Consider the following 25,617-nt stretch of genomic DNA (forward strand, 5'->3'; position numbering starts at 1 on the left):
GCGGCGGACGTGGACGCCAGACGCACCACGGTGCGCGACATGCGCCGGGCCAACCGGTCGGTCCTGCTCACCCGGATCTGGCTGGACGGCCCGCTCAGCCGGCACGAGCTGGGCCAGTCCACCGCGTTGAGCCTGGCCAGCGTGAGCAACCTGGTCGGCGAGATGATCACCGAAGGGCTGGTCGAGGAGGCCGGCTCGGTGGAGTCCGACGGCGGTCGCCCCCGGGTGCTGCTGCGGGTCGCCCCCGGCCACGGCTACCTGGTCGGCGCCGACGTGGGCGAGACCCGGGTGCAGGTCGAGCTGTTCGATCTGACCATGACCGCGCTGGCCAAGGCGGAGTACCCGATCGCCACCGCCGAGCCCGACCCGGGACAGGTCGCCACGCACCTGCTGCACGGCCTCGCCGCGGTGACCGAGCAGGCGGGCGTCGACCCGGCCGCGGTGCTCGGCTTCGGCGTCGCCGTCTCCGGCACGGTCGAGCGCGCCGCCGACGCGGTGGTGCACGCGCAGACGCTCGGCTGGGACGGCGTCCCGCTCGGCGCGATGCTGCGCGCCGGCACCGACGTGCCGGTGCACATCGACAACGGCGCCAAGACGCTCGGCCAGGCCGAGATGTGGTTCGGCGCCGGCCGGGGCGTCCGGCACGCGGTGGTCGTCCTGGTCGGCTCCGGCGTCGGGGCCTGCGTGGTCGCCGACGGCGTCGGCTACCGCGGCGCGCACAGCAGCGCCGGCGAGTGGGGCCACACCACCATCGTGTACGGAGGCCGGCGCTGCCGCTGCGGCAACCTCGGCTGCCTCGAGGCGTACGTCGGGGCGGAGGGGGTGCTCGACCGGTTCCGGCGGGCCAACCGGGGCCGCCCGGCGCCCGGCGGGGACGAGGAGAGCGCGTTCGGTGAGCTGCTGCGCGCCGGCAGCCGCACCGCCGCCACGGTGATCGACGAGACGGTCGGCTACCTCGGCGCCGGCCTGGCCAACCTGGTGAACCTGTTCAACCCGGAGCGGGTGGTGCTGGGCGGCTGGGCCGGGCTGGCGCTGGGCGAGCGCCATCTGCCGGCGATCCGCGAGGCGACCGCGCGGCACGCGCTGCGCCAGCCGTACGCGCAGACCTCGGTCGAGCTGTGCCGGCTCGGACCGGACGCGGTCGCGATGGGCGCGGCCACCCTGCCGATGGCCCGGCTGCTGCGCGACGGCGGCGTGCGCCGCGAGCCGGCCGCCCGGCCGGCCCCGCCGCGGCGGTCGCCGGGCCGCTGACCGGCCGAACCGGCGTCACCCGCGGCAGCGGCCGGACCGGCGTCGCCACCGGCCCGGCCGCCCGGGGGTCAGGACGGCAGGGTCCACTTCTGGTTGGCGCCGCCGGTGCAACTCCACACCTGCGTCTTCGCCCCGTCGGCGGACGTGTTGCCGGTGACGTCGAGGCACTTGTCCGCCTGCGGGTTCACCAGGTCCCGCCCGGCGGTCGCGGTCCACTGCTGCGCGGCGCTGCCGTTGCAGGTCCAGAGCTGCACCCTCGTGCCGTCGGCGGTGCCGCCGCCGGCCACGTCGAGGCACTTGCCGAGCGCGCGCAGCGTCCCGTCGGCGGCCCGGGTCCAGCGCTGGTTGGCCGCCCCGGTGCAGCTCCAGATCTGCACCGGCGTGCCGTCGGCGCTGGTGTTGTCGGTGACGTCCAGGCACTTTCCGCCGATGCCGGTGACCGGGCCGGTCGGCGTCGCGCCGCCACCGGACTGGGTGCCGGACCAGGTGAACGTGGCGGTGGTCCGGGCCGGCAGCGGGTAGCTGAAGGACTGCCCGCCCCACACCACCCGCACCGACTGCGCGGACGTGCCGCCGTTGTGCGCCAGCAGCGCCTTGGAGCCGTCCGGGTTGCGGTACGCCACGTTCTGCACCGTGCCGTTGGCGGTGGAGTCGATCCGGGTCGCCCCGGGCCGGACGAACCTGGTCAGATGCCCGGTGGTGTAGTACTCGACGGTGTAGTCGACCTGACCGGCCCGGGCGCCGCCTTCCTGCACGGTGATCAGGCCGGTGCAGGTGCCGCAGCCGCCGTTGTGCGGGCCCATGTTCTGGTTGACCGCGAGGCTCCACTTCACCACGCTGCGGCTCCAGTTCCGGGCGTAGTTCACGATGTCGGCCATGTCCTCGTTGTGCTGGTTGGTGATCCAGGTGCCGCCGGAGTGCTCGGTGCTGAACTGCGGCACCGCCGGGTACTGCGCGCGCACCTGGCTGCCGACCGCCGGGTCGCCGAAGTAGCCGTGCCAGGCGATGCCGCCGAAGAGCGGGTCGGTGCGGACCGCGCTGTCGGCGAGCAGCCCGGAGCCGATGGTGCCGTAGTCGCCGTAGTTCCAGTCGTGCACCAGCACCTTCGTGCTGATCCCGGCGGCGCGCAACGCCGGGTAGACGAAGTTCTTGGTCAGTTCCGTCAGGCCGGAGGCGTTCCAGCTCATGCCGGGGTAGTCCATCGCGGTGGGGTTGCCGGCCTGGCAGCAGTTCGGCTCGTTCTGCACCGAGAGGTAGTCGACAGTCACGCCGCGCGCCGCGTACGCCTGAAGCGTCCGGACCAGGTACTGCGCGTAGGTGGCGTAGTGCTCCCACTTCAGCCAGCCCATCTGGTCCATCCGGCCGTTGTCCTTCATCCAGCCGGGCGCGCTCCACGGCACCACCATCACCCGCAGCGCCGGGTTGAGCTGGCGGGCCTGCGCGGTGAGCAGCTCGACGTTCGTGTCGTAGCCGTTCGCGCCGAAGTCGTTGAGGTCGCAGCAGGTGTCGTCGAGGGACACGTTGCCGGGCCGGGACAGGTCGGACGCGCCGACCGGGTTGCGGACGAACGACAGCCCGATCCCGTCGGTGGGGCTGAACAGCTTGCGCATCACCGCGTCCCGGGTGGCCGCGCTGACTCCGCCGCCGCGCAGCAGGTACGCGGTGGTGTCGGTGATGGACGCGCCGGCGCCCTCGAACGGCTGGTAGCGGGTGTTCTCGTCGACGGTGATGGTGTGGGTGGCGCCGGGGCTGGTGGCGGCGAAGGCGAGTGGGCTCTGCTGTTGCAGCCCGCGGGTGACGGTCCGGCCGCCGCTGTCGGAGGTGGTGGTGAGCCAGACGTCGACGCGTTCACCGGCGGCGTGGGCCGCGGTGGTGGGGACGAGGGCGCCGGCGGTGAGGCAGAGCGTCAGGGCGACGCGGCCGGCGAGGCGGGCAACGGTGGTGGGGGACACGGGTGCTCCTTCCGGATGAATAGACATCCGTGAATGAGCGAACCGTTGTTCCAGGCTTGTGTCAAGACATGAAGGAAAGGGGCGGCCGCCCGGGAAGCTCCCGCACGACCGCCCCGTACGCCGGATCAGCGCCGCTCGCGCGCCCGCCGGACGGTGTCGCGGTACCACAGCGCGCTGCGCTTCGGGGTGCGGCGCTGGGTGTCGTAGTCCACCCGGACGATGCCGAACCGCTTGTCGTAGCCGTACGCCCACTCGAAGTTGTCCAGCAGCGACCAGGCGAAGTAGCCCCGTACGTCCGCGCCCGCCTGCCGGGCCCGGGCCACCGCCCGCAGGTGCTCGGTCAGGTAGCCGACCCGGTCGTCGTCGGCCACGAACCCCTCCGCGTCCGGCTCGTCGTCGAACGCCGCGCCGTTCTCGGTGATCACCATCGGCACGCCCGGGTAGTCGCGGTGCAGCCGCACCAGCAGGTCGGTGAAGGACTCCGGGACGATCTCCCAGTCCATCGCGGTGCGCGGCAGGTCCCGCCGGACCACCCGGCGGACCGGCCGGCCGTCGTCGTCGCGCTCCCGGCCCTGCTCGTCCACGCCGGAGTGCAGCTGCCCGAAGTAGTAGTTCACGCCCAGCACGTCGATCGGGGTGGCGATGACGTCCAGATCCCCGTCCTCGACCGGGATCCGCACCCCCTCGGCGGCCAGGTCGTCGATCACGTCCTGCGGGTACGACCCGCGCAGCACCGGGTCCAGGTAGAGCCGGTTGCCCAGCCCGTCCGCCGCCCGCGCCGCGTCCCGGTCCGCCGCGTTGTCGGTCGCCGGGTCGGCGGTGGACAGGTTCACGGTCAGCCCCAGCTCGATCGGCGTCTGCGCGGCCGCGCGCAGCCGCTGGCTGGCCAGCCCGTGCCCGAGCAGCAGGTGGTGCGCGGCGGCGATGCCGTCGCCCAGGTTCCGCCGGCCGGGGGCGTGGTCGCCGTAGGCGTACCCGAGCATCGCCGAGCACCACGGCTCGTTGAGCGTGGTCCAGGTGCGGACCCGGTCGCCGAGCGCGGCGAAGACCAGCTCCGCGTAGTCGGCGAAGCGGTACGCGGTGTCCCGGTTCGGCCAGCCGCCGGCGTCCTCCAGCTCCTGCGGCAGGTCCCAGTGGTAGAGCGTCACCCACGGGTCCACGCCGCGGCCGAGCAGCTCGTCCACCAGCCGGTCGTAGAAGCCCAACCCGGCCGCGTTGGCCGGCCCGCGCCCGCCCGGCTGCACCCGCGGCCAGGCCACCGAGAACCGGTAGGTGTCCAGCCCCAGGTCGGCGATGAGCGCCACGTCCTGCGGCATCCGGTGGTAGTGGTCGCAGGCCACGTCGCCGTGGTCGCCGTTGGCCACCGCCCCCGGGACCCGGCAGAAGGTGTCCCAGATCGACGGCGTGCGACCGTCCTCGGCCACCGCGCCCTCGATCTGGTACGACGACGTCGCCACCCCCCACCGGAAGGTCGGCGGCAGCGTGTCGATCGGGTCGGCCTGATCGACGCTCGGGCGGTTGAGGTCGGTGTCCATGGTTCTCCTCGCGGTAGCGGTGGGCTCGGACTTCTCAGCGGGGCAGGGGGGCGACGGCCGGGTGCAGCCAGCACGCGACGGCCCGGGTCGGATCGTCGACACCGGGTGGGCCCAGCACCGGCAGGCGCTCGTCGCACGGCGCGAACGCCTTCGGGCAGCGCGGGTGGAACGCGCAGCCGGCCGGCATGGCGCGCAGGTCCGGCGGGGAGCCGGGGATGCCGGTCAGCTCCCGGCGCGGCCCGTGCAGCGCCGGGAACGAGTGCAGCAACCCCTCGGTGTACGGGTGCAGCGGCTCGGCGTACAGCCGGGCCGCGGGCGCCTCCTCGACGATCCGGCCGCCGTACATGATGGCGATCCGGTCGGAGAACTCCACCAGCAGCGACAGGTCGTGGGTGATGAACAGCACCGCGAAGCCGAGCCGCTCGCGCAGCTCGCTGAGCTGGCCGAGGATCTGCCGCTGCATCACCACGTCCAGCGCGGTGGTCGGCTCGTCCATGATGACCAGTTGCGGCTCCAGCGCCAGCGCCATGGCGATCATGACGCGTTGCCGCATGCCGCCCGAGAGCTGGTGCGGGTAGCTGTCCAGCCGGTCGGCGGCGATGCCGACCAGCCGCAGCAGGTCCTTCGCGCGGGCCAGCCGGCCGGCCGCGGTGCTCTTCGGCTCGTGCGCCTTGATCACGTCGAGGAGCTGGGTGGAGACCCGGTGCACCGGGTTGAGCGAGTTCATCGCGCCCTGGAACACGATCGACGTCTCCGCCCAGCGGAACTCGCGCAGCCGGGCCGGGCTCAGCGTGAGCACGTCCACCGGCGGTCCGTCGGTCGGGTGGTAGATCACCTGGCCGCCGCTGACCACGCCGGGCGGCGGCAGCAGCCGGGTCAGCCCGTACGCCAGGGTGGACTTGCCGCTGCCGCTCTCCCCGGCCAGGCCGAGCACCTCGCCGCGGTGCAACGTCAGGTCCACGTCGCGGACCGCCCGCACCGCGTCCGCGCCGACGCCGTAGTCGACGCACAGCCCCCGGATCTCCAGCACCTGGTCGCTCATGCGGTGCCGGCCGGGCATGCCCTCACGGCCCTCGCTCCGCTCGGTGCGTTCGCTCATGCCGTCTGGTCCTCTCGGGTGTCGGGCATCGGGACGGGGGCCGCCGTCGGGGCCAGCACGGGGGTGAACCCCACCCGCATCCGCACCGTGCGGCCGTCCGCGGTGCGGATCCGGGTCCGGCCGCCGGTGCGCAGTCGAGGGCTGACGAACTCGTCGATGCCGAAGTTGATCAGCGCGAGCGCGGTGCCGAGCAGCGCGATGGCCAGCCCGGCCGGCACGAACCACCACCACGCGCCCTGCGCGAGCGCCTGCTGGCCCTGGGCCCAGAACAGGATGGTGCCCCAGTTCCAGGAGCTGACCGACGAGATGCCGATGAACGCCAGGGTGATCTCCGACATCACCGCGAAGATCACCGTGCCGACGAAGCCGGAGGCGATGATCGCGGTCAGGTTCGGCAGCACCTCGAAGCCGATGATCCGCCAGGTCCGCTCGCCGTTGGCCCGCGCCGCCTCGACGTAGTCGCGGCGGCGCAACGACAGCGTCTGGGCGCGCAGCACCCGGGCGCCCCACGCCCACGAGGTGAGCCCGATGATGAGCGCGACCAGCAGGTCACCGGCCTGGTCGACGAGCGACGCCACGATGATGATCAGCGGCAGCGCCGGGATCACCAGGAACACGTTGGACAGCGCGGAGAGGCCCTCGTCGGCCGCGCCGCCCAGGTAGCCGGCGGTCACCCCGATCAGCACGGACAGGATGGTGGCCAGCACGCCGGCGATCAGGCCCACCACCATCACGCTGCGCGCGCCCACCAGGATCTGGCTGAAGATGTCCTGCCCGAGGTGGGTGGTGCCGAACCAGTGCCGGGTCGACGGCGCCTGGAGCACGTCCGCGCCTCGCGCGTCCGGGTCGTACGGCGCGATCCACGGCCCGATGACCGCCAGCAGCACGTACACGCCGAGGAGGGCCAGGCCGGTCGCGGCCTTGGCGTTGGCCACGAAGCGGAACCGGCGGCGCCGGGCCCGGGCCGACGGCTGCGCCATCGCGCCCTGGCCGGGGATGACCTGCTCGATGCTCGACGGGGAGATTGTCATCGCTCAGCTCTTTCGGGTCCGCGGGTCGAGGAGCAGGTACGCGACGTCGGCGAGCAGGTTCGCCACCAGCACCGAGATCGTGATGATCAGGAAGATGCCCTGCATGAGCGGGTAGTCCTTGCTGCCGACGGCCTGGAAGAGCTGGAACCCCAGGCCCGGATAGGAGAAGACGATCTCCACCAGCAGCGTGCCGCCGACGATGAAGCCCAGCGACAACGCGAAGCCGGAGACGTTGGGCAGCAACGCGTTGCGCGCGGCGTAACTGAGCGCCACCCGGCGCTCGGAGAGCCCCTTGGCGTGCGCCACCGTGATGTAGTCCTCGCTGGCGACGGTGACCATCATGTTGCGCATGCTGAGGATCCAGCCGCTCATCGAGGAGACCAGGATGGTCGCCGCGGGCAGGATGCTGTGCTGGAGCGCGCTCGGGATGAAGTACGCGTCGAACGCCGGCACCAGCCCCGGCTCGTAGCCGCCGGAGGAGGGGAAGAAGCTGCCCGGTCCGGCGAACAACGCGATCGCCACCAGACCCAGCCAGAAGTAGGGGATCGAGGAGAGGAACGTGGTGGCCGGCAGCAGCCCGTCGATCCACGAGCCGCGCCGCCAGCCGGCGCCCACGCCGAGCGCGGTGCCGAGCAGGAAGCTGACCACCGTGGTGACGCCGACCAGGCCGACCGTCCACGGCAGGCTGCTCCCGATCACCTCCGACACCGGCGCCGGGAAGAACGTGAACGACAGGCCCAAATCGCCGTGCAGGAGCTGCCCCCAGTAGGCGACGTACTGCTCCCACAGGTTGCGGTCGGAGTCCAGCCCGAACAGCACCCGCAGCGAGGCGATCGCGTCGGCGCTGATCCGACCCTGGTTACGCGAGATCAACGACTGCACCGGGTCGCCCGGCACGATCCGCGGGATGAAGAAGTTGAGCGTGATCGCCGCCCAGGCGGTGAACAGGTAGAAGGCCATCCGTTGCAGCAGGAACCTCATCGGGCCGCCTCCTCGGGCACGGTTGCCTCCGCCGCCGCGACGGTTGCCCCGTCGAACAGCCAGCAGGCCGCCCAGTGCCCGGGCCGGTCGTCGATCGGGATCGGCGGCGGCAGGTCGGTGGCGCACCGGGGCATGGCGTGCGGGCAGCGCGGGTGGAACCGGCAGCCGGCCGGCGGGCGGATCAGGCTCGGCGGCTCACCGTGGTCCGGCCCGGCCGCCGCGACACCGCCGGCGCCGGTGATCCGCTCCGGGTCCGGCGCCGAATCGATCAACAACCGGGTGTACGGGTGCGCCGGCCGCTGGGTGACCGTCTCGCTGTCGCCGCCCTCGACCATCCGCCCGGCGTACATGACGATCGTCTCGTCGGCGAAGTAGCGGGCCGAGGCGATGTCGTGGGTGATGTAGAGGATGGCCAGGTTCAGCCGGTCCTTGAGGTCCTGGAGCAGGTTGAGCACGCCGAGGCGGATCGAGACGTCCAGCATGGAGACCGGCTCGTCGGCGAGCAGCACCTCCGGGTCCGCGCCGAGCGCCCGGGCGATGGCGACGCGCTGGCGCTGGCCGCCGGACAGCTCGTGCGGGAACGCGTCGAGGTAGCGCTCGGGCGGGGTGAGGCTGACCCGGGTGAGCAGGTCGGCAAGCGCCTTCTCCAGCCCGTCCGCGCCGTCGCCGGCGTTGCCGTGGATGCGCAGCGACCGGGTGAGGTGGTAGCGCACGGTGTGCACCGGGTTCAACGAGGCGAACGGGTCCTGGAGGATCAACTGCACCCGGCGCACGTACGCCCGGAAGCGCCGGCCGCCGCGGACCCGGGTCGGGACGCCGTGCAGCCGGATGTCGCCGGCGGTGCGCGGATAGAGCTGGGCCAGCAGCCGCGCCACCGTGGACTTGCCGGAGCCGGACTCGCCGACCAGCGCGGTCACCCGGCCGCGGCGCAGCGCGATCGAGACGTCGTCGACGGCGTGCACCACCGCCGAGGTCCGGGAGAGGAGGTCGCGCAGCCGCCGGCGGACCGGGAAGTGCTTGGTCAGGCCGACGGCCTCCAGCACCACCTCGTCGGCCGGCGCCGGGGCGCTCTCGGTCGTCGTCATGCCGAATTCCTGTCTGGGGTTGCCGGGGTGAGGGGCGGGCACCGCCTCCCCGGCCGGCGGGCGCGCCGGCCGGGGAGGCGACGCCGGGTCAGCCGGCGGTCGGCTTGAGGTGCAGCACCACGTCCACCGCGTTGGGCTGGGTGGGCTGGAGCGCGCCGTACGGGTTCGAGTCGTCCGGCCAGCCGGTCCAGTTCTTCGTGCTGTACGCGCCGCCGATGTTGTCCGCGCCGACCGGGATCATCGGCACCTGCTCGACGAAGATCTTCTGGAGCGTGGCGAGCGCGGTGGTGCGGGCGGCGTCGTCGGTGGCGTTGGCGTACCCGATCAGCGCGTCGGTCGCCGCCTTGTCCTCGAAGCGGCCGAAGTTGCCGGCCGGCGAGGCGGTCCCGATCGGCTTGAGCACCCGGCCGTCCATGATCGTCCGGTAGATGTCGTACGGCGTCGCGCCGCTCTCGGTCCACCGGAACGTGGCGTCGAAGTTGCCCTGCTCCACGTTGCGGAACCAGGCGTCCTGGTTGGCCTTGTCGATGGTCGCCGCGATGCCGATCTTGGACAGGTTGTCCTTCACGATCTCCAGGCTGGTCTGGTAGTCGGACCAGCCGGCCGGGTCGGTCAACTTGATCGTCACCGGCTTGCCGCCCTTGTCCTTGAGCGTGGTGCCGTCGAGCTTGTAGCCCGCGCCGGTGAGCAGCGCCTTGGCGCCCTCGACGTCGACCTTGTGCTCCTGGCCCTTGTACTCCGCCGCGATGAACGGGTCCCCGGCCGGGCTGGGCAGCCCGGTCACGCTCTTCACCTCGGGGTGGAAGTACGCGGCCTCGGCGGTGGTGAAGATGTCCGCCCGGTCGACGACCATGTTCATCGCCTTACGCAGCGTCGGGTCGTCGAACGGCTTCTTCGTGGTGTTCAGGTAGAGGCCGTGGATGCCCAGCACCGGCGGCGCCCACACCTTGTGGTTCTTCTGGTCCTTGGCCACGAACACGGTCTGGTAGTTGGGGATGAAGACGAAGCTCCACTCCGACTCGCCGTTGGCCAGCGCGGTGGTCTGCGCGCTGTTGTCCGTGTACGAGGTGAAGCGCAGCTCCTTCACCTTCGGCGCGTCCTGCCAGTAGCCCTTGTCCCGCACGGTCAGCGTGGTGGTCGCCGGCGTGAACGACTTGAGCGTGTACGGCCCGCTGCCGACCGGCTGCTTCACCGGGTCGGTGGTCGGGTCGGCGATCTTCTCCCAGAGGTGCTTGGGCACGATCGGCACCCGCCACAGCACCTTCTGCTGGTTGACGAACTGCGGGCTGGACATCGAGATGGTGACCTCGTTGCCGGTCGCGACCGCGTCCGTGTACGGCACGCCCTGGTCGTTGAGCGCCGGGAACTTCTTGACCAGGTTGTAGGTGAACGCCACGTCCTCGGCGGTGACCTTCTGCCCGTCCGACCAGGTGGCGTCCGTGCGGACGGTCACCTTCACGGACTTGTAGTCCGGCGACCATTCGGCCTTGCTGGCCAGCCACGGCTTGAACGGGTCCGCCGGCTTGACCGGGTTCCACATCATCAGCGGCTCGTAGATCTGCCAGCGGTAGCCCAGCGACGCCGCGGCCGAGGTGGTCAGGAACGGGTTGTTGTTCTCCGCCTGCGGGCCGTTGGGCATGCCGACGTTCAGCACGGTCGCGGCCTGGCCGCTCTTCTTGTTCGCGTTCGGGCTGTCGCCGCACGCGGCGACCGTGGTGGTGACCATCGCGCCGGCCAGCGCGACGGCGAGGAGGTGCCTTCTTCTCATGGAGGTCTCCCTCGGTGGTCCCGCATGTCCTCGGGCGGGATGTGGTGGATGGAGGGTGTGCGGTGGTGCCACCGGCGGGCGGGCCCGCCGGTGTGGTCGCCGGGTTCGGCGGGGGTGACTGCTCAGGTGACGCGGGTGGAGGCGCGGGCGGCGAAGCCGGTGGGGATGACGGTCGGGGTGTCCGGCAGCGGCGTGCCGGTGAGGTGGGCGATGAGGAGCCGGGCGGCGGCCGCGCCCATCTCCCTGAGCGGCTGGTGTACCGAGCTGAGCGGCGGGTGGGTGTGCCCGGCCAGCGGCAGGTCGTCGAAGCCGACCACCGCCACGTCCTGTGGGACGCGGCGGCCGGCGTCGCGCAGCGCCTGGAGCGCGCCGGCGGCGGAGAGGTCGTTGTGCGCGAAGACCGCGTCGAACGGCACGCCGTCGGCGAGCAGCCGACGCACCGCCGCGCGCCCGCACTCGAACGTGAAGTCGCCCTCCACCACCCGCGCCGGCTCGATGGGTACGCCGGCGTCCGCGTAGCCGCCGGCGAAGCCGGCGAGCCGTTCCCGGGTGCAGCCGAACCGGCGCAGGCCGGTGATGACGAGCGGTCGTCGGCGTCCGAGCGCCAGCAGGTGCGCGGCGGCGGCCCGCGCGCCGGCCTCGTTGGTGGTCCGCACCGACGGGAAGCCGGGCTGGTGACCGCGGTCGTCGATCAGGATCACCGGCAGGCCGCGGCGGTGCAACCCGGTGATGTAGTCCAGGGTGCCCTCGGGTTCGACCACGAGCAGGCCGTCGAAGGACTTCGCGGAGACCTGGGAGGCGAAGCGGCGCATCGACTCGTCGCCGTGGGTGCAGGTGAACAGCAGCATGCCGTAGCCCTCGGCCTCGACCGTGTCGGCCGCGCCCTGGAGCACCTCGCCCATCCACGGCCAGGTCAGCGCCGGCACCAGCATGCCGACCACCCGGGTACGCCCCCGGGCCAGGCCGACGGCGCGGGCGCTGGGTACGTAACCGAGGTCGCTGATCACGGCGCGGACCCGGTCGGCGGTGCGGATGTGCACCTCGCCCTTGCCGTTGAGCACGCGCGAGACGGTCGTCTTGCTCACCCCGGCCCGGGTGGCGACGTCGGCGATGGTGATCGGCACGTGACGCTCCCGGGTCGCAGGGGTGAGCGGGATGTTTCGGAACCGGTTGCGGTAGCGGTTCCGTGGCAGTCAACCGAAGTGGCGCCGGTCACGTCAATAACGGCCAGGTAACAAACCATGACTAAGTTCGAGCCCTGAAAAAAGCAGCGGGGCAGCGGATGTGTGGATCAAGCCGGTGAGCAGCGTCGATGCGATGTCGGAGCGGTGGTCCGATGTGGACCGAGGTCAGCTCCGCGCGTACACGTCGCCGGCGTTCGCCTCGTGCGGCACCGCGCACAGGTACGCCGTCACCTCGGCGGCCGACCGCCAGCCGGGCAGCGCGAATCCCATCTCGTCGCCGAGCGCCACGGCGAACCCGGTGAAGCCCAGCGCGGTGAGCCGGTCCAGGCAGCGCCCGGCCAGGTCCCGCGCGATGGTGGTGAACTCGAACGACAGGGCCGGCACCGGCCGGCTCAGCCCGGCCAGCACCGCGTCCTCGAAACCCTCCACGTCGATCTTGACGAACGCCGGCGCGCCGTGCTCGGCGATGAGCGCGTCGAGGGTGGTGCCGGCCACCTCGATCTCGGCGTCCCAGGTCTCACCCGCCCAGCCGGCGGCCTGCCCGGCGGCCCGGACGAAGCCGGGGGAGGCGGTGGAGACGGTCGGGTTGGCGGAGTTCACGTGCAGCCGAACCGGTCCGGTGGTCCGCCCGCAGGCCGCCTCCACCACGGTGACCGCCTCGTCGCCCGCGTGCAGGGCGCGCAGCACCCGTGCACAGAGCGGTTGCGGCTCCACGGCCACCACCCGGGCGCCGAGCCGACGGAAGCTGGCCAGCCGGTCACCCACGTGCGCGCCGATGTCGAGGACCAGGTCGCCGGCGCGCACCAGCGGCGCGTAGAACGCGTCCAGTGCGGCCTCGCGGGCCCGGTCACCGTGGTAGAAGTCCAGCGAACGGCGCAGCCCGGCCAGCGCCGGATCCGCCTTGAGCGCCTCGATCACGCCGTCCCGACCCCCCACCTCACCGACCGTAGTCACCCGTGCCGGAACGTGAGCGGCATTCGGTCGTTCCACCAATCACACTATCCTCCTAGGATGCCGTAGCGGGTGTGACCCGTCAGGAAGGGACCGAGCAGGAACGGGTGCCGCCCGGCGTGCGGGCGGGACCAGCCCGCTCAGGGCGTCTCGACGACCTCCTGGCCGAGCGGCCAGAGCGCGGCCGGGACCAGTTTGAAGTTGGCCACCCCGAACGGGATACCGATGATCGTCACGCAGAGCGCGACCCCGGCGAGGATGTGCGACAGGGCGAGCCACCAGCCGGCCAGCAGCACCCAGAGCACGTTCGCCAGCCCGGACGGGACGCCGGCGCCCGGCTTCGGCACGAGCGTGCGCCCGAACGGCCACAGCGCGTACGAGGCCAGGCGCAGCGAGGCCACGCCGAACGGGATGGTGACGACCAGCACGAAGCAGATCAGGGCGGCCACGCCGTAGCCCAGGGCCAGGACGATGCCGCCGCCGAAGACGAGCCACAACAGGTTCAGCAGGAAGCGGATCACCACTCCATGGTGCCCGCCGCCGGCAACCGGCCCGAACCGCGGCGGGGATCGGGTTACCGTCGGGTTGCGGCCCGGTCGGCCGCGCGGAGAGGAGCACGCCGTGGAGCCGTCGACCGAGGGCGTCACCCGCACCGAGTTGCAGCGCGCCCACGCCGAGGTGCCCGGCCGCCTGATCGTGCAGACTCTGTTCCAGATTCCGGTCGGCAGCCAGTCGGGACGGCACAGCCACCCCGGCGAGGAGGTCGGCTACCTGATCCAGGGCGACATCGTGATGGAGTTCGACGACCGGCCCGCGCTCGCCGTGGCGGGCGGGGAGCCGTTCCTGATCCCGCCGGGCGTCGTGCACAACGCGCGCAACGTCGGCGACGTCGAGACCCGGATGCTCTCGTCGTACTTCGTGGACGACAGCCGGCCCCTGGTCACCCCGTACTGACCTCGGGCCGGTCCGGCGTCAGCAGGGCCACCACGGCGTCGGCGGTGTCCGGATACGCGGCGAGCAGCGGCGAGCCGCCGCCGGTCCGCTGGTCGGGCCCGGTGGGGGAGCGCCACGGCGCGTCGCAGCCGAGCAACGCGGCCACCGCGTCCAGCGCGTCCGGGCGGGCGACCAGCATGCCGGCCACCGGGCCCGCCTGGGTCGGCGGCGGTGCCGCTGCGGGCGCGGCGGGTGCGGCGGCCCACGGCGGTGTCCAGGCGTCCAGCTCGGGCAGCGTGGCGGGGAAGGTGCGTTCCGCCTCCTTGACCAGCAGCGGCACCAGCTCCGGGCCGTGCTCCCGCAGCGTGGTGATCAGGGTGGGCAGCCACGGCAACAGCACCGGGTCCGGCAGTCCGGCGAACGCGGCCGACATGGTCTCCACCACGAACGGCGCCAGCCCCGGCACCGGGTCGAGCGCGTGCACGAACCCGGACAGGTACTGCGGGAACGCCGGCACCACAAGCGGGTTGCCCAGCAGCTCGGCGCAGTGCTCCCGGAGTTGGGCCAGCGGCAGCAGGCCGAGCTGGTGGCGGGCGGCCCAGAGCAGCGCCAGCTTGGCCGGCGCCTCGGGGTGGGCCTGGGCGACGGCCAGTTCGAGCTGGGACCGGTCGCAGCCCAGCGACAGCGCGAGGCTCTCCATGTGGAACAGGAAGCCGAGCATGGCGCCGACCTGGCGGACACCGGTGGCCTCGTCGACGAACGCGGTGGGCAGCAGCGTGCAGTAGTGGGCGTACCCGGTGGTGACGAACGCCTGACACCAGGCCGGCAGCGTCGGCGCGGTGGTGCGGTGGTGGGCGAGCAGCCGCCGGATGCGGCGCAGCACCTCCGGCGCGTCGTCGACGGTGCGTTCGGCCGCGAGCAGTTCCACCGCCCGCGCGCCGAGTTCGTCGACCAGCCGGGGACTGTCGAGCAGGCGGATGGCGTCCTCGACGGCGGCGAGCGCGCGGGCGGCGGTGGCGTCCGGGCCGCGGACCGCGCGACGCAGCCGTTGCTCCAGCACCTGCTCGACGGTGACGCCCTCGTAGCCCAGCTCGATGAGGGCGCGTTGGTTGCGGCCGAGGGCGAGGTCCCAGCTCTCCTGGGTGGAGCGGTGGCCGAGGCGGCGCTCGCCCATGATCGGGCGGACCGCGTCGGCGGGCAGCAGGTGGCGCAGCATCCAGAGCAGGTCGGAGCAGGGTTCCAGCGCCGGGTCGGCGCGCAGGTCGAGCAGCGCCCGCTGCACGGTACGCCGCTCCAGGTCGAGCCCGAGCGGGCGGAGCCGGTCGAGCACGTCGCGGGCCAGCGGCGGCAGCGAGTCGTATCCGACCTGGCCGACGCGGTCGCCGCCGAGCAGGATCTCGCAGAGCCGGCGGACGTCGCGTCGGCCCGGCACCACGTCCTTCTCGATGCAGGTGACCGCGGCGTCGGCGAAGTCGTAGGGGGTCGGCCTGGCCCGGTTGCGCAGGTTGGCCAGCAGGATCGAGGTCTCGAACACGGCGATCGCGTCGGCGGTGCTGGCGAGGTAGCCGTTGCGGCGGGCGAGTCGGACGATGTCGACGCACCAGCCGCGCAGTTCCGCCTCGTCCAGCGCGTCGAGCGCCGGTGGCGCGGCGAGGAAGCCGCTGAGCCGGTCGGCGGTCTCGTCGGGCGGGGTGGCCGTCGGGGTCGCCCGGGTGCGGCGGCCCTTCTTGCCGGTCTGCTGTCCGGCCAGCCGGTACGGCGTGAGCCGGGTGCGGCCGACCGCGGCGGCCCAGTTCGCGGCCGCGATGGAGACGGTGCCGGGGGCGAGGCCGAACTGCGCCTCGATGGCGGAGTGGCTGGACGGGATGAGGCCGTAGCGCCAGCGGGTGCCGGTGCGGGGGCTGATCGGGAAGTCCGGGGCGGTGGAGTCGAGGCCGAACTGTTCGACGTGGCTGGCGGCGTGGAACGCGCCGCAGACGTAGAGGCAGTCGGCCGGGTCGGCGCCGGAGGCGGCGAGGTGCTGGCGCATCCGCGTCCACATGTGGCGTTCCCGGTCCTCGTCGCGGTCGTCGCGGGCCGTCCGGGTGGGGCGCAGCCGCCGGAACAGGCTGCCGATCAGCACCATGACCTGCCGGTAGGTGTCGTGGTCGGCGTCGGCGAGGGGGCGTTCGACGTACTGGTCCCACCACTCCGACCAGTGCCGGACCTTGCCGTGGTGCAGCAGGTGGGCTTCCAGTTCGGCGAAGCGGGGGCGCAGGTCGCCGATCTCCACGCCGACCGCGTCGCCGTGCAGCGCGGCGTCCTCGTCGGCGGCCGGTGTCGGGTCGGGGTCGGCCGGTTGGTCGTCGCGCGGGGTCCACTGGAAGACGTGGTCGGTGGAGCGGTCCACCAGCACCAGCTCGACGCCGGGCGTGTCCAGCGCGTACGCGATGGCCTGGTATTCCGCGGAGGCCTCGGTGATCGGGGCGATGACGCTCAGCGGGCTCCACTCGGCGGGGAAGCCGTCGAGTTCGGTGGCGAACGCCTGCACGGCCACCGGAAGGCGGCAGTTGCGCAGCTCGTCGAGGAGGGGGCGCAGGTCCTCGCAGAGTTCGAGGTAGATGACCTTGGGTGGGCGGGCGCGTAGTCGCCGGGCCATGGCCAGCGCGGACGCGGGGGAGTGGTGGCAGACCGGGAAGATCTCCAGTCGTTCGCCGAGGGCCCGGTCGACGTCGTCGACCATGCCGGCGAGGATCCCGGCGAGCGCGTCGGGGGACTCGGCGAACGCGGCGGCGGCGTCGGTGAGCTGCTCGCGCAGCGCGCCGAAGAGGCCGGTCGGGGCGGGTGCGGTCATGACAGCGACGCGATCGCCTGGCGGCCGCCGTCGAGGAAGCCGTCCCACTCGCCGCCGTCCGCCTTGGCCCGCGGCTCGACGACGCCGTGCAGGTACTTGTTGAGGATGGCCAGGTCCTCCGGGCTGCGTCGGGCCAGCGAGCCGACCAGCGACCCGGCGAGCGTCCCGGCGCGCAGGGTGCGGTCGCCGAAGAAGTGGCTGTGCAGCACGGCGTCCTCCAGCACGCCGATCTGCTCGGCGGTGGACAGCGCCGACTCGAGCTTCTCGTCGTCGCTGGTGGCGGCGGACGCGGCGGCGCGCAGGTCGGCGAAGCTCTGCAGCAGGATGTCGAGCAGGGTGGGCGGGACCTCCAGCTCGATGCGGTGCCGGCGCAGCAGCTCCTCGGTGCGGAAGCGGACGATCTCGGCTTCGCTGCGCTTGTTGGTGACCACCGGGATGCGGACGAAGTTGAACCGGCGCTTGAGCGCGGAGGAGAGGTCGTTGACGCCCCGGTCGCGGCTGTTCGCGGTGGCGATGATCGAGAAGCCGGGCTGGGCGAAGACGATGTTGTCCTGGTCCAGCTCGGGGATGGAGACGTACTTCTCGGACAGGATCGAGATGAGGGCGTCCTGGACGTCGCTGGTGGAGCGGGTCAGCTCCTCGAAGCGGCCGATGACGCCCTGCTCCATCGCGGTCATGATCGGCGAGGGGATCATCGACTCGCGGGACTGGCCGCGGGCGATGACCATGGAGACGTTCCAGGAGTATTTGATGTGGTCCTCGGTGGTGCCGGCGGTGCCCTGCACGACGAGCGTGGAGTTGCCGCAGATCGCGGCCGAGAGCAGCTCGGCGAGCCAGCTCTTGCCGGTGCCGGGGTCGCCGATGAGCAGCAGGCCCCGGTCGGAGGCGAGCGTGACGATGCTGCGTTCGACGAAGCTGCGGTCGCCGAACCACTTCTGCGGGATCTCCCGGTCGAGGCCGTCGGCGCGTTCGGAGCCGAGCACGAACAGCCGGACCATGCGGGGGCTCAGGCGCCAGGAGAACGGCTTCGGCCCGGTGTCGACCGACTCGAGGTAGGCCAGCTCGTCGGCGTAGGTGACCTCGGCGGGGGCGCGGAGCATGTCGGACATCAGGGGTGCTCTCCTAGGTGAGGAAGTTCTTGAGCTCGACGACGAGCTTGCGGATGTGGCCGGAGATGACGGGGGTGCCCAGGTCCTTGAGGCGTTGCCGGAACCAGGGGTTGACGCTCTGGTTGCCGGAGCTGTTGACGGAGCCGACCGGGATGAACTTCACCCCGGAGCGGTGCACGGCCTCGATGCCGTCGAACAGCGGCTGGGAGCGGTCGAACTCGTAGAAGTCGGAGATCCAGACCAGCACCGTGTTGCGGGGCTCGACGATCTTGGGGCGGGCCAGTGCCATGGCGACCGGGCCGTCGTTGCCGCCGCCGAGGTTGGTGCGCAGCAGCACCTCGAACGGGTCGTGCACCCACGGGGTGAGGTCCAGCGCCCGGGTGTCGTACGCGATGAGGTGCACGTCGACCTTGGGCAGCCCGGCGAAGATGGAGGCGAGGATGGTGCAGTTGACCATCGAGTCGACCATCGAGCCGGACTGGTCGACCACCACGATGAGCCGGGACGGCGTGGTGCGCCGCGCGGTCTGCCGGTAGTAGAGCCGGTCGACGTAGAGGCGTTCGTCGTCGGGGCTCCAGTTGGTGAGGTTCTGCCAGATCGTGCGGTCGAGGTCGAGGTTGCGGAAGACCCGCTTGGGTGGCACCGAGCGGTCGACCGTGCCGACGGTGGTCTGCGCGACCTGGGTGCGCAGCACCTCGGCGACCTGGTCGACGTAGCGGCGGATCAGTGACTTGGCGTTGGCCAACGCGACCCCGGACAGGTTCGACTTGTCGCGCAGGAGCTGCTCGATCAGGGACATGCTCGGGGTGAGCCGGGCGGCCAGCGCCGGGTCGGCGAGCACCTCCCGCAGGCGCATCCGGCGCACCAGGTCGCCCTCCAGGCCGGCGAGTGTGGCGCCGAGACCGGTCCCGTCGCGGCGCAGCTCCCCGGGGGCGACGCCGCAGGCCTGCTCGAACCAGCCGGCGTCGGCCTGCCAGCGGGCCAGTTGCCCGGCGCTGACCTCGCCGGCGCCGGTGGCGAACACGTTGAGCAGCAGCTTCGAGGCCAGCGCGGCCCGGCGTACCTCGGTCTCGGTGGGCTGGAACGGGCCGGCCGGTGCGTCGGGGTCGGGGGTGAGCAGGTCGCGCAGCTCGTCGGCGAGCGCCGGGAAGCGCTGGACGACGGTGTCGACGGAGACGGCCGGGTCCAGCAGCGCGGTGGGCAGGTCGAGGTCGTCGACGACGGCGACGCTGGCGGATTCCAGCGCCGGCTGCTCGTCGGTGTGGAACAGGCGGGCGAGCAGTCGCCAGTAGAGCACCTGGCGGCGGTTGGCGTGGTCGCGGTCGGCGGTCATCGGCGCAGCAACCTTCCGGCGCGTTCGCGCAGCACGGCCACCGCGTCGCCGGCCCGCGCCTCGGCCTTGGCCACCTTCGGGTCGGTGACGCCGCATGCCCAGTCGCCGTTGTGCGCCTCGACGGTCTGCCGTTTGACGGTGGCCCGCACGGCGAGTGGTTGCAGCAGCCAGCGGTCGTCGTCCCAGCGGAGCAGGCCGAGGCACGCGGTGGCGGCGTTGACGAGCGCCGGGGTGAGCGGCCCGGCGGCGGGCAGCCGGTCGACGGCCAGCGGGATCGTCTGGCCGTCGAGCGCGACCACCGGCTCACCGTCGTCGTCGCGGACGACGCGGCCCTCGACCAGGACCGGTTCGGCGAGCGCGGCGGGGTGGCGTTGCAGCGGCGGGGTGGCCGGCGCGGTCGCGTCGGCGAGCAGCACCCGGGCGGTGGCGAACGGGTCGGCGGGGTCGCCGAGCACGGCGCGTTCCTCGACCCAGTGCAGGTCGCCGCCGTGCGCGGGCAGGTCGGTGACGGTCACGGCCCGCCGCTCGGCGAGGGCCTTGAGCAGCACCGGGTACGCCTCCAGCAGCCGCCAGCCGGCCGGGCCGACGATGGTGGCGACCTTGGCCGCGACGACGGTGACCCGGACCAGCCGGCCCGGACCGCCGCCGGCGGGTTCGAGCAGGGCGTGCAGCTGCGCCTGGAACGCGGTGTCGTGCTCGTGCACGTCGACGCCGAGCGGCAGCAGCCGGCCGGACACCGTCTCCGCCGGGGCGGCCTCGGTGGCGGCGCCGGCGGCGAGCAGCACGGCCCGGGTCCACAGGTCGGCCCACCGGCGGGTGGGCACCGGCGTCGCGGCGGTCACCGGCAGGCCGGCGCGCAGCTCGGTGGCGAGACCGTCGAGCAGCACCGCGAGGCGGCGCTGGGAGGGCTCGGCGAGCGTGGCCTCCACCGGTCCGGCGGCGCCGGAGAGCAGCTCGTGGTCGGCGCCCCGCCAGCCGGCGAGCGTCAGCTCGTGCAGCCAGGCGCGCGCCCCGGCCAGGGCGGGGGTGGCGCCCGGCGCGGCCGACGGCGCGGCGGCCCACGGGGCGCGGGAGCGGTGCAGCGCGGTGTCGAGCCGGTCCAGCAGCGCGTCGTGGACGGCGCCGAGCAGCGCGGCGCGGGCGCCGGCGAGGACGGCCAGGTGGTCCTCGGTGAGCGCGCCGGTGGTCGCGGCGCGCACCGCCTCGGCGGCGCGCTGGGCCAGCGGGGTGCCGTCGACGGCGGCGGCCAGCGCCGCCCAGGCGGCGGCGTCCGGCTCGCCCGGTCGGGCCAGCCCGCGGGTCAGCGAGTCGTCGACGCCGTCGACCACGGCGAGTGCCTCGGCCAGGCCGGCGGGTGCGCCGTCGTCGAGTTGGGTGAGCTGCGCGGCGAGCATCAGCGCACCGTCGCGGTGGCCGGGAACCAGTGCAGCTCGGGCACCGGCGCGGTGCTCGGCGGGACCTCCAGGTAGGCCAGGTGGCGCAGGAAGCGGCTGAACACCACCGCCGCCGGCCCGGGCTCGTGCCGCGCGTCGGTGCGGGCCAGCAGCGCGACGCCGCTGTCGACGCCGTCGCCGGTGTCGATGCGCAGGTAGCGGGCGACCTGCTCGACGCCGTACTGGAGCACGGCCTCGTCGGCCAGCGCGTGCAGGTGCTTGCAGAGCAGGCTGCCGCGCAGGCCGCCGCAGGGGCGGTTGTTGTTGGTGCTGCAGTTGACCGCGTGGCTGCCGGCGGTCACCGAGGAGACGTAGACCCGTTCCACGTCGGACCCGCTGGACACCACCCCCTGCAACCGGCCGTCGGCCAGCTCCACGAAGGGCACCTTGGCCAGCTTGCGGGCCCGTGCCGGGGGCGCGACCCGCAGCACGCTCCGTCGTCGCCGTGCGGCGTCCGTCGGCTCCGTCATCGTTTCGACCTTCCCGCCGGTCGGCGTCGCCGGGCACGCCGGAACGCCGTCGCCGGCCCGTGCTCCGTGCCGCTGTGACGACAAGGATCATGGACCACGGGTACGACAGCGACGCGGACTCCCACCGCCGCCCAAACGACCGTTAAGCTGGCAGGGTCCGGACCCGGACGCCGCCGCACCGGCTCACCCACCCCTGGAGCTCATCGCGCTATGAACGTCGACCGGATCCTGCCCACCGACGAGGCACACGACCTGCTGGAGCTCGCCACCGAGCTCGCCGACCGGGAATTGGCGCCGAAGGCCGCCGGCTTCGAGGAGCGGGCCGAGTTCCCCCGGGACGTGCTGCGCACACTGGGCCGGGCCGGCCTGCTCGGCCTGCCGTACGCCGAGGAGCACGGCGGCGCCGCCCAGCCGTACGAGGTCTACCTCCAGGTGCTGGAGATCCTCGCCAGCCGGTGGCTGGCCGTGGCCGAGGCGGTCAGCGTGCACACGCTGTCCTGCTACCCCCTCGCGCAGTTCGGCACCGACGCGCAGCGCAAGCTGCTGCCCGACATGATCGGCGGGGAGCTGCTCGGGGCGTACTGCCTCTCCGAGCCGCAGGGCGGGTCGGACGCGGCGTCGCTGACCACCCGGGCGGTCCGCGACGGTGACGACTACGTGGTGACCGGCACCAAGGCGTGGATCACCCATGCCCGGGTCGCCGACTTCTACAACATCTTCTGCCGCACCGGCGGGCCCGGCCCGAAGGGCATCTCCTGTCTGCTGGCCGACCGGGCCACGCCCGGCATCGCACCGCAGGCCGCCGAGCGCACCATGGGCCTGCACGCCTCCCCGGTCGCGCAGATCGCGTTCGACGACGCCCGGGTGCCGGCCGAGCGGCTGATCGGCGGCGAGGGCGCCGGCTTCACCATCGCCATGTCGGCGCTGGACTCCGGCCGCCTCGGCATCGCCGCCTGCGCGGTCGGCCTGGCGCAGGCCGCGCTGGACTACGCGGTCGACTACGCGCGCCAGCGGCAGCAGTTCGGCCGCGCCATCGTCGACTTCCAGGGGCTCGGCTTCATGCTCGCCGACCACGCCACCGGCATCTCCGCCGCCCGCGCGCTGCTGTTGGCCGCCGCGCGGCTGCGCGACGCGGGCCGGCCGTACTCGATCGAGGCGGCGAAGGCGAAGCTGTTCGCCACCGACCTGGCGATGCGGGTGACCACCGACGCGGTGCAGGTGCTCGGCGGCGCCGGCTACGTCGCCGACCACCCGGTCGAGCGGTACATGCGCGAGGCGAAGGTGCTGCAGATCGTCGAGGGCACCAACCAGATCCAGCGGCTGGTCATCTCCCGCGCCCTCGCCAGGGCCGCTGGCAATCGTCGATCCGGTAAGTGACAGAAGGCATTTGTGAACTTGGAGGAGTAGGCGGTGTGAGAAATGTCGACTGGTTGCGGCGTGTCGCTGGGTCCGGATGGGTAGGCTGCTCGGCGGACTGGTCCTGGTAGAGCGAGCCGTCTAGGCGTCATCGTAGGAGATCACGGTGGTTTACGCCCGGGCGTCGTTGGTCGATCAGAGGGTCGACGTGGATCGGTCGGTCGCTTGGGATGCCACGTGGGCGACCGGTCAGGAACTTGCCGTTTCTCGGCTGGTCAGCGAGGTCGGCTCAACGCTGGACGGGCGGCGTAAGGAGTTCCTTGACATGCTGCGCGACTTGGCTCTGTTGACCGTCTTGGTTCAGACCGCGACCGGCTTGGCCGGTTTGGTGTCGAGGACGTGAAGGTGGCTCCCGTGGTGCGGGGCCGCAGGCCGTTGGTCATGAACCCGGCCGAGGTGGACGACGATCTGGTGCGTGATGTCACCGAGATCCTGACAGTCCTGTGCGCCTGGTGCTACGGGTCCGGCGCCACCGTGAACCGCGCCGGTCGCGCGGTCGAGGCGGTCATCGACCCGGACGAGTCGGCGTGAAGACGGTCCAGGCGTATCGGTTCGCCCTTGACCTGAACCCGGCGCAGGAACGCGCCGTGCTCGCGCATGCCGGGGCTGCCCGGGTCGCGCACAACTGGGCCCTTGCTAAAGTGAAAGCAGTCCTGGATCAGCGGGCCGCCGAACGCACCTACGGCGTGCCGGACGATCGGCTCACCGGCGATCGGGTGGACACTCGCGGCGCTGCGCCGGGAGTGGAATATGGCGAAGGACGACGTCGCGCACCTCGCGGTGCTCTCCACGGGAGAACTGGTACCCAACCCGCGGCACCTCAACGACGCCCAGCGCCGCCTACGCCTTCTCGGGCGGGCGATGTCCCGCAAGAACGGCCCGCACCGACGGACGGGCCGACGCCCGTCGAAGCGGTGGCAACGCGCCGCCAACCGGCTCGGCCGAGCCCACGCCCGGGTGGCAAACCTGCGCCGTGACGGACTACATAAACTCACCACCCGCCTTGTCCGCGAACACGCAACAGTCGTGGTGGAAGACCTCAACGTTGCCGGGATGCTGCGCAACCGCAGGTTGGCCCGGCACATCACCGATGCTGGTTTTGGGGAGATCCGCCGGCAACTGACCTATAAAGCCTCGTGGAACGGGGGACAGTTGATCGTCGCCGACCGCTGGTACCCGTCCTCGAAAACCTGCTCAGGCTGCGGCGCGGTGAAAACCAAACTGCCCCTGTCCGAGCGTGCGTACCATTGCCAGACATGCGGCCTGACCCTTGACCGGGACCTCAATGCCGCACGTAACCTTGCCGCACTCGCGGCACAGGCAACTACCGCCGGGAGTAGCTCGGTGGCTGCGCGTGGAGCCGACCAGAAGACCCGCGCACGCGGGCAGGTGGCGTTGAAGCGTGAACCCGGCACGGCATCCGCCGGTCAGACCGGGACCGTTCCACCGCAAGGCGGGACTACCAACCGTGCGCTCACCAGAGTGCACTGAGAAGGTAACGGCTAACCTGTCGCGGTGACCTTCCCCCGGATCACCGCCGACCCCGACGTGATGGGCGGGGCGCCCTGCGTGCGGCAGTCCCGCGTGCCGGTGGCCACGCTGCTGGCCATGCTGGCCGACGGCATGTCCGTCACGGACATCCTCACCGATCTGCCGTTCCTCGACGAGGAGGACATGGTGGAGGTGCTGAACTACGCCGCCGACGCGGTCCGCGACCGCACGGCCCGCTGAGCGTCACCGCGGCGAGGCGGGTACGGCGTGGGAGCGCTATCTCCGGTAGGTTGCAGCGCGTGGAGGAGATCGACCGCGCGATCGTGGCCGCGCTGACCGGGGACGGTCGCCTGTCGTACACGGATCTGGCCGAGCGGGTGGGCCTGTCGGTGTCCGCCGTGCACCAGCGGGTCCGCCGGCTGGAGCAGCGCGGCGTGATCAAGGGGTACGCCGCCCGCGTGTCGTTCGAGGCGCTGGAGCTGCCGTTGACCGCCTTCGTGGCGATCCGGCCGTTCGACCCGTCGCAGCCCGACGACGCGCCGGAGCGGCTGGCCCACCTGCCCGAGATCGATTCCTGCTACTCGGTCGCGGGGGAGGATTTCTATCTCCTGCTGGTGCGGGTGGCCGGCCCGGCCGACCTGGAACGGCTGCTGCAGGAGATCCGCATCGCCGCGAACGTCACCACCCGCACCACAGTGGTGCTGTCCACGCCCTACGAGAACCGGCCGCCGAAGATCAGTGGCGAGCTGCCTGGTCGGGGCCGTTCCCGGCCGTCGTCGGAGCCGGCAGGTTCCACCGCTGGATGACCCGCCGGCCGTGCTCGTGACCGAGCACGCTGAGCGTGGCGGTGTCCAGCCGCAGCAGCCCGCCGGCCGACGGCGGCAGCCCGATCCAGCGTGCCCCGAGCACCCGCAGGCTGTGGCCGTGCCCGACCAGCGCGACGGTGCCGTGTTCCAGCAGCGGGACCACCCGGTCGAGGACCCGGTCCAGGCGGGCGCCGACGGCGTCCGGTGACTCCCCGCCGGGGCCGCCGTCGGTCCAGATGCTCCAGCCCGGTCGTTCCTGCTGGATGTCGGCGGTGGTGCGGCCCTCGTACTCGCCGTAGTTCCACTCGGCCAGCTCGGGGTCGATGGTGTCGACGGTGAGCCCGGCCAGCAGCGCGGTGCGGGTGGCCCGCTGCCGGGGGCTGGACAGCACGCGCGCGAAGCGCCGGCCGGCGAGCAGGGGAGCGAGCGCGCGGGCCTGCCGCTCACCGTCGGCGGTCAGCTCCAGATCGGTGTACGAGGTGTGCCGGTGGCTGGCGCTCCACGTGGTCTCGCCGTGCCGGACCAGCAGGATCTCGTTCATCGGCTCAGTCAACCACGTGGGCACCGGACCCGCCCGGCACCCACTTTCACCCTATTGTCCTAGGATGCATTAGCGGGTAGTGCACCACCGCACGTGTTTGCGGTCCGAGACATCGGGGACGCAGCAGAGGAATGCGCAGCCCAGACGAGGAGGGCGACATGAGCTTCACCGACAAGGCGAAGAGCAAGGCCCAGGAGATGAGCGGCATGGCCAAGGAGCGCATCGGTGACGTGACCGACAACGAGCGGTTGCGGGCCGAGGGTGCCAGCGAGCAGAGCACGGCGCGCGCCAAGCAGGCCGGGGAGAACGTGAAGCAGGCCGGCCGCGACGTCAAGGACGCGTTCGAGAAGTGACGACGGACGAAGGCGGGCCACCGGAGTGCCGGTGGCCCGCCTTCGGGTGTGTGTCGGCGCGG

Annotated in this window: 25 protein-coding genes; 9 read left to right on the forward strand and 16 right to left on the reverse strand. The window is 72.6% G+C overall.

Annotation, left to right across the window (positions count from 1 at the left end):
• The first annotated feature begins 9 nt into the window (after nucleotides 1-9).
• Nucleotides 10-1,251: an ROK family protein gene (locus tag OG767_RS16630; RefSeq protein ID WP_405089384.1), complete on the forward strand. Its 1,242-nt coding sequence runs from the start codon at nucleotides 10-12 to the stop codon at nucleotides 1,249-1,251.
• Nucleotides 1,252-1,319: 68 nt separating this feature from the next.
• On the opposite strand, the gene OG767_RS16635 is transcribed toward OG767_RS16630, so the two are convergent.
• The 10 genes from OG767_RS16635 to OG767_RS16680 form a co-directional block, all read right to left on the reverse strand.
• Nucleotides 1,320-3,203 carry a ricin-type beta-trefoil lectin domain protein gene (locus OG767_RS16635; RefSeq protein WP_405089385.1) on the reverse strand — a complete coding sequence of 628 codons (1,884 nt, stop codon included), beginning with the start codon at nucleotides 3,201-3,203 and terminating at the stop codon, nucleotides 1,320-1,322.
• A 125-nt stretch (nucleotides 3,204-3,328) separates the two neighbouring features.
• Entirely contained in the window at nucleotides 3,329-4,738 is a 1,410-nt protein-coding gene (locus OG767_RS16640) for a GH1 family beta-glucosidase (protein ID WP_405089386.1), read from the reverse strand.
• Between the two features lie 34 nt (nucleotides 4,739-4,772).
• The gene (locus OG767_RS16645; RefSeq protein ID WP_405094235.1) at nucleotides 4,773-5,780 is read right to left on the reverse strand and encodes an ABC transporter ATP-binding protein; all 1,008 of its coding nucleotides are present in this window, start codon (nucleotides 5,778-5,780) and stop codon (nucleotides 4,773-4,775) included.
• Nucleotides 5,781-5,833: 53 nt separating this feature from the next.
• A complete protein-coding gene (locus tag OG767_RS16650; protein WP_405089387.1) occupies nucleotides 5,834-6,868 on the reverse strand; it encodes an ABC transporter permease in 1,035 nt (344 codons plus the stop codon).
• 3 nt (nucleotides 6,869-6,871) lie between these two features.
• Nucleotides 6,872-7,849 (reverse strand): ABC transporter permease, encoded by a 978-nt coding sequence (locus OG767_RS16655; RefSeq protein WP_405089388.1) that lies wholly within the window; start codon nucleotides 7,847-7,849, stop codon nucleotides 6,872-6,874.
• A complete protein-coding gene (locus tag OG767_RS16660; RefSeq protein WP_405089389.1) occupies nucleotides 7,846-8,934 on the reverse strand; it encodes an ABC transporter ATP-binding protein in 1,089 nt (362 codons plus the stop codon). Before OG767_RS16660 ends, OG767_RS16655 begins: the two co-directional genes overlap by 4 nt.
• Before the next feature lie 88 nt (nucleotides 8,935-9,022).
• Nucleotides 9,023-10,702, reverse strand: coding sequence for an ABC transporter substrate-binding protein (locus OG767_RS16665; protein ID WP_405089390.1), 1,680 nt, complete (start codon nucleotides 10,700-10,702; stop codon nucleotides 9,023-9,025).
• Nucleotides 10,703-10,824: 122 nt separating this feature from the next.
• Nucleotides 10,825-11,826, reverse strand: coding sequence for a LacI family DNA-binding transcriptional regulator (locus OG767_RS16670; protein ID WP_405089391.1), 1,002 nt, complete (start codon nucleotides 11,824-11,826; stop codon nucleotides 10,825-10,827).
• Nucleotides 11,827-12,051: 225 nt separating this feature from the next.
• Entirely contained in the window at nucleotides 12,052-12,822 is a 771-nt protein-coding gene (locus OG767_RS16675) for an FkbM family methyltransferase (protein ID WP_405089392.1), read from the reverse strand.
• Between the two features lie 155 nt (nucleotides 12,823-12,977).
• Nucleotides 12,978-13,358: a YccF domain-containing protein gene (locus OG767_RS16680; RefSeq protein WP_199199704.1), complete on the reverse strand. Its 381-nt coding sequence runs from the start codon at nucleotides 13,356-13,358 to the stop codon at nucleotides 12,978-12,980.
• A gap of 100 nt (nucleotides 13,359-13,458) precedes the next feature.
• Here OG767_RS16680 and OG767_RS16685 point away from each other — a divergent pair, with 100 nt between their 5' ends.
• On the forward strand, nucleotides 13,459-13,791 hold the full coding sequence (locus OG767_RS16685) for a cupin domain-containing protein (RefSeq protein ID WP_405089393.1): 333 nt from the start codon (nucleotides 13,459-13,461) through the stop codon (nucleotides 13,789-13,791).
• Here the strand turns inward: OG767_RS16685 and OG767_RS16690 are convergent.
• From OG767_RS16690 to OG767_RS16710, 5 genes are read right to left on the reverse strand one after another with little or no spacing between them, the layout of a single operon-like run.
• Complete coding sequence (locus tag OG767_RS16690) at nucleotides 13,778-16,603, reverse strand: hypothetical protein (protein ID WP_405089394.1); 2,826 nt, start codon at nucleotides 16,601-16,603, stop codon at nucleotides 13,778-13,780. The two genes, OG767_RS16685 and OG767_RS16690, sit on opposite strands and share 14 nt — an antisense overlap.
• Entirely contained in the window at nucleotides 16,600-17,712 is a 1,113-nt protein-coding gene (locus OG767_RS16695) for an AAA family ATPase (protein ID WP_405089395.1), read from the reverse strand. The genes OG767_RS16690 and OG767_RS16695 overlap by 4 nt, the downstream gene beginning before the upstream one ends.
• A gap of 13 nt (nucleotides 17,713-17,725) precedes the next feature.
• Nucleotides 17,726-19,045, reverse strand: a complete 1,320-nt coding sequence (locus OG767_RS16700; RefSeq protein ID WP_405089396.1) for a VWA domain-containing protein — start codon at nucleotides 19,043-19,045, stop codon at nucleotides 17,726-17,728.
• Nucleotides 19,042-20,439: a hypothetical protein gene (locus OG767_RS16705; protein ID WP_405089397.1), complete on the reverse strand. Its 1,398-nt coding sequence runs from the start codon at nucleotides 20,437-20,439 to the stop codon at nucleotides 19,042-19,044. Before OG767_RS16705 ends, OG767_RS16700 begins: the two co-directional genes overlap by 4 nt.
• Complete coding sequence (locus OG767_RS16710) at nucleotides 20,439-20,909, reverse strand: hypothetical protein (protein ID WP_405094236.1); 471 nt, start codon at nucleotides 20,907-20,909, stop codon at nucleotides 20,439-20,441. Before OG767_RS16710 ends, OG767_RS16705 begins: the two co-directional genes overlap by 1 nt.
• Nucleotides 20,910-21,158: 249 nt before the next feature.
• Between OG767_RS16710 and OG767_RS16715 the strand changes: the two genes are divergently transcribed.
• The 6 genes from OG767_RS16715 (at nucleotide 21,159) to OG767_RS16740 (ending at nucleotide 24,661) form a co-directional block, all read left to right on the forward strand.
• Nucleotides 21,159-22,325, forward strand: a complete 1,167-nt coding sequence (locus OG767_RS16715; protein WP_405089398.1) for an acyl-CoA dehydrogenase family protein — start codon at nucleotides 21,159-21,161, stop codon at nucleotides 22,323-22,325.
• A gap of 145 nt (nucleotides 22,326-22,470) precedes the next feature.
• Nucleotides 22,471-22,707 carry a hypothetical protein gene (locus OG767_RS16720; RefSeq protein ID WP_405089399.1) on the forward strand — a complete coding sequence of 79 codons (237 nt, stop codon included), beginning with the start codon at nucleotides 22,471-22,473 and terminating at the stop codon, nucleotides 22,705-22,707.
• Nucleotides 22,708-22,709: 2 nt separating this feature from the next.
• On the forward strand, nucleotides 22,710-22,895 hold the full coding sequence (locus tag OG767_RS16725) for a hypothetical protein (protein ID WP_405089400.1): 186 nt from the start codon (nucleotides 22,710-22,712) through the stop codon (nucleotides 22,893-22,895).
• Between the two features lie 219 nt (nucleotides 22,896-23,114).
• Complete coding sequence (locus OG767_RS16730) at nucleotides 23,115-23,855, forward strand: RNA-guided endonuclease InsQ/TnpB family protein (protein ID WP_405089401.1); 741 nt, start codon at nucleotides 23,115-23,117, stop codon at nucleotides 23,853-23,855.
• 24 nt (nucleotides 23,856-23,879) lie between these two features.
• Nucleotides 23,880-24,095, forward strand: coding sequence for a DUF433 domain-containing protein (locus OG767_RS16735; RefSeq protein WP_107156812.1), 216 nt, complete (start codon nucleotides 23,880-23,882; stop codon nucleotides 24,093-24,095).
• Between the two features lie 59 nt (nucleotides 24,096-24,154).
• The gene (locus OG767_RS16740; protein ID WP_396769975.1) at nucleotides 24,155-24,661 is read left to right on the forward strand and encodes an Lrp/AsnC family transcriptional regulator; all 507 of its coding nucleotides are present in this window, start codon (nucleotides 24,155-24,157) and stop codon (nucleotides 24,659-24,661) included.
• Here OG767_RS16740 and OG767_RS16745 read toward each other — a convergent pair.
• Complete coding sequence (locus OG767_RS16745; RefSeq protein ID WP_405089402.1) at nucleotides 24,591-25,202, reverse strand: histidine phosphatase family protein; 612 nt, start codon at nucleotides 25,200-25,202, stop codon at nucleotides 24,591-24,593. The two genes, OG767_RS16740 and OG767_RS16745, sit on opposite strands and share 71 nt — an antisense overlap.
• 158 nt (nucleotides 25,203-25,360) lie before the next feature.
• Here OG767_RS16745 and OG767_RS16750 point away from each other — a divergent pair, with 158 nt between their 5' ends.
• Nucleotides 25,361-25,555, forward strand: a complete 195-nt coding sequence (locus OG767_RS16750) for a CsbD family protein (protein ID WP_405089403.1) — start codon at nucleotides 25,361-25,363, stop codon at nucleotides 25,553-25,555.
• Nucleotides 25,556-25,617 lie beyond the last annotated feature (62 nt).

This window comes from Micromonospora sp. NBC_01392 (genome assembly GCF_045040125.1).
Taxonomy (GTDB): Bacteria; Actinomycetota; Actinomycetes; order Mycobacteriales; family Micromonosporaceae; genus Micromonospora.

Excerpts from the sequence above, each read along its gene's own strand:
- OG767_RS16665 (WP_405089390.1), bottom strand. The coding sequence starts at position 10,702 with ATGAGAAGAAGGCACCTCCTCGCCGTCGCGCTGGCCGGCGCGATGGTC.
- OG767_RS16655 (WP_405089388.1), bottom strand. The coding sequence starts at position 7,849 with ATGAGGTTCCTGCTGCAACGGATGGCCTTCTACCTGTTCACCGCCTGG.
- OG767_RS16690 (WP_405089394.1), bottom strand. The coding sequence starts at position 16,603 with ATGACCGCACCCGCCCCGACCGGCCTCTTCGGCGCGCTGCGCGAGCAG.
- OG767_RS16640 (WP_405089386.1), bottom strand. The coding sequence starts at position 4,738 with ATGGACACCGACCTCAACCGCCCGAGCGTCGATCAGGCCGACCCGATC.
- OG767_RS16695 (WP_405089395.1), bottom strand. The coding sequence starts at position 17,712 with ATGTCCGACATGCTCCGCGCCCCCGCCGAGGTCACCTACGCCGACGAG.
- OG767_RS16750 (WP_405089403.1), top strand. The coding sequence starts at position 25,361 with ATGAGCTTCACCGACAAGGCGAAGAGCAAGGCCCAGGAGATGAGCGGC.
- OG767_RS16700 (WP_405089396.1), bottom strand. The coding sequence starts at position 19,045 with ATGACCGCCGACCGCGACCACGCCAACCGCCGCCAGGTGCTCTACTGG.
- OG767_RS16660 (WP_405089389.1), bottom strand. The coding sequence starts at position 8,934 with ATGACGACGACCGAGAGCGCCCCGGCGCCGGCCGACGAGGTGGTGCTG.
- OG767_RS16650 (WP_405089387.1), bottom strand. The coding sequence starts at position 6,868 with ATGACAATCTCCCCGTCGAGCATCGAGCAGGTCATCCCCGGCCAGGGC.
- OG767_RS16730 (WP_405089401.1), top strand. The coding sequence starts at position 23,115 with ATGGCGAAGGACGACGTCGCGCACCTCGCGGTGCTCTCCACGGGAGAA.
- OG767_RS16745 (WP_405089402.1), bottom strand. The coding sequence starts at position 25,202 with ATGAACGAGATCCTGCTGGTCCGGCACGGCGAGACCACGTGGAGCGCC.
- OG767_RS16645 (WP_405094235.1), bottom strand. The coding sequence starts at position 5,780 with ATGAGCGACCAGGTGCTGGAGATCCGGGGGCTGTGCGTCGACTACGGC.
- OG767_RS16705 (WP_405089397.1), bottom strand. The coding sequence starts at position 20,439 with ATGCTCGCCGCGCAGCTCACCCAACTCGACGACGGCGCACCCGCCGGC.
- OG767_RS16715 (WP_405089398.1), top strand. The coding sequence starts at position 21,159 with ATGAACGTCGACCGGATCCTGCCCACCGACGAGGCACACGACCTGCTG.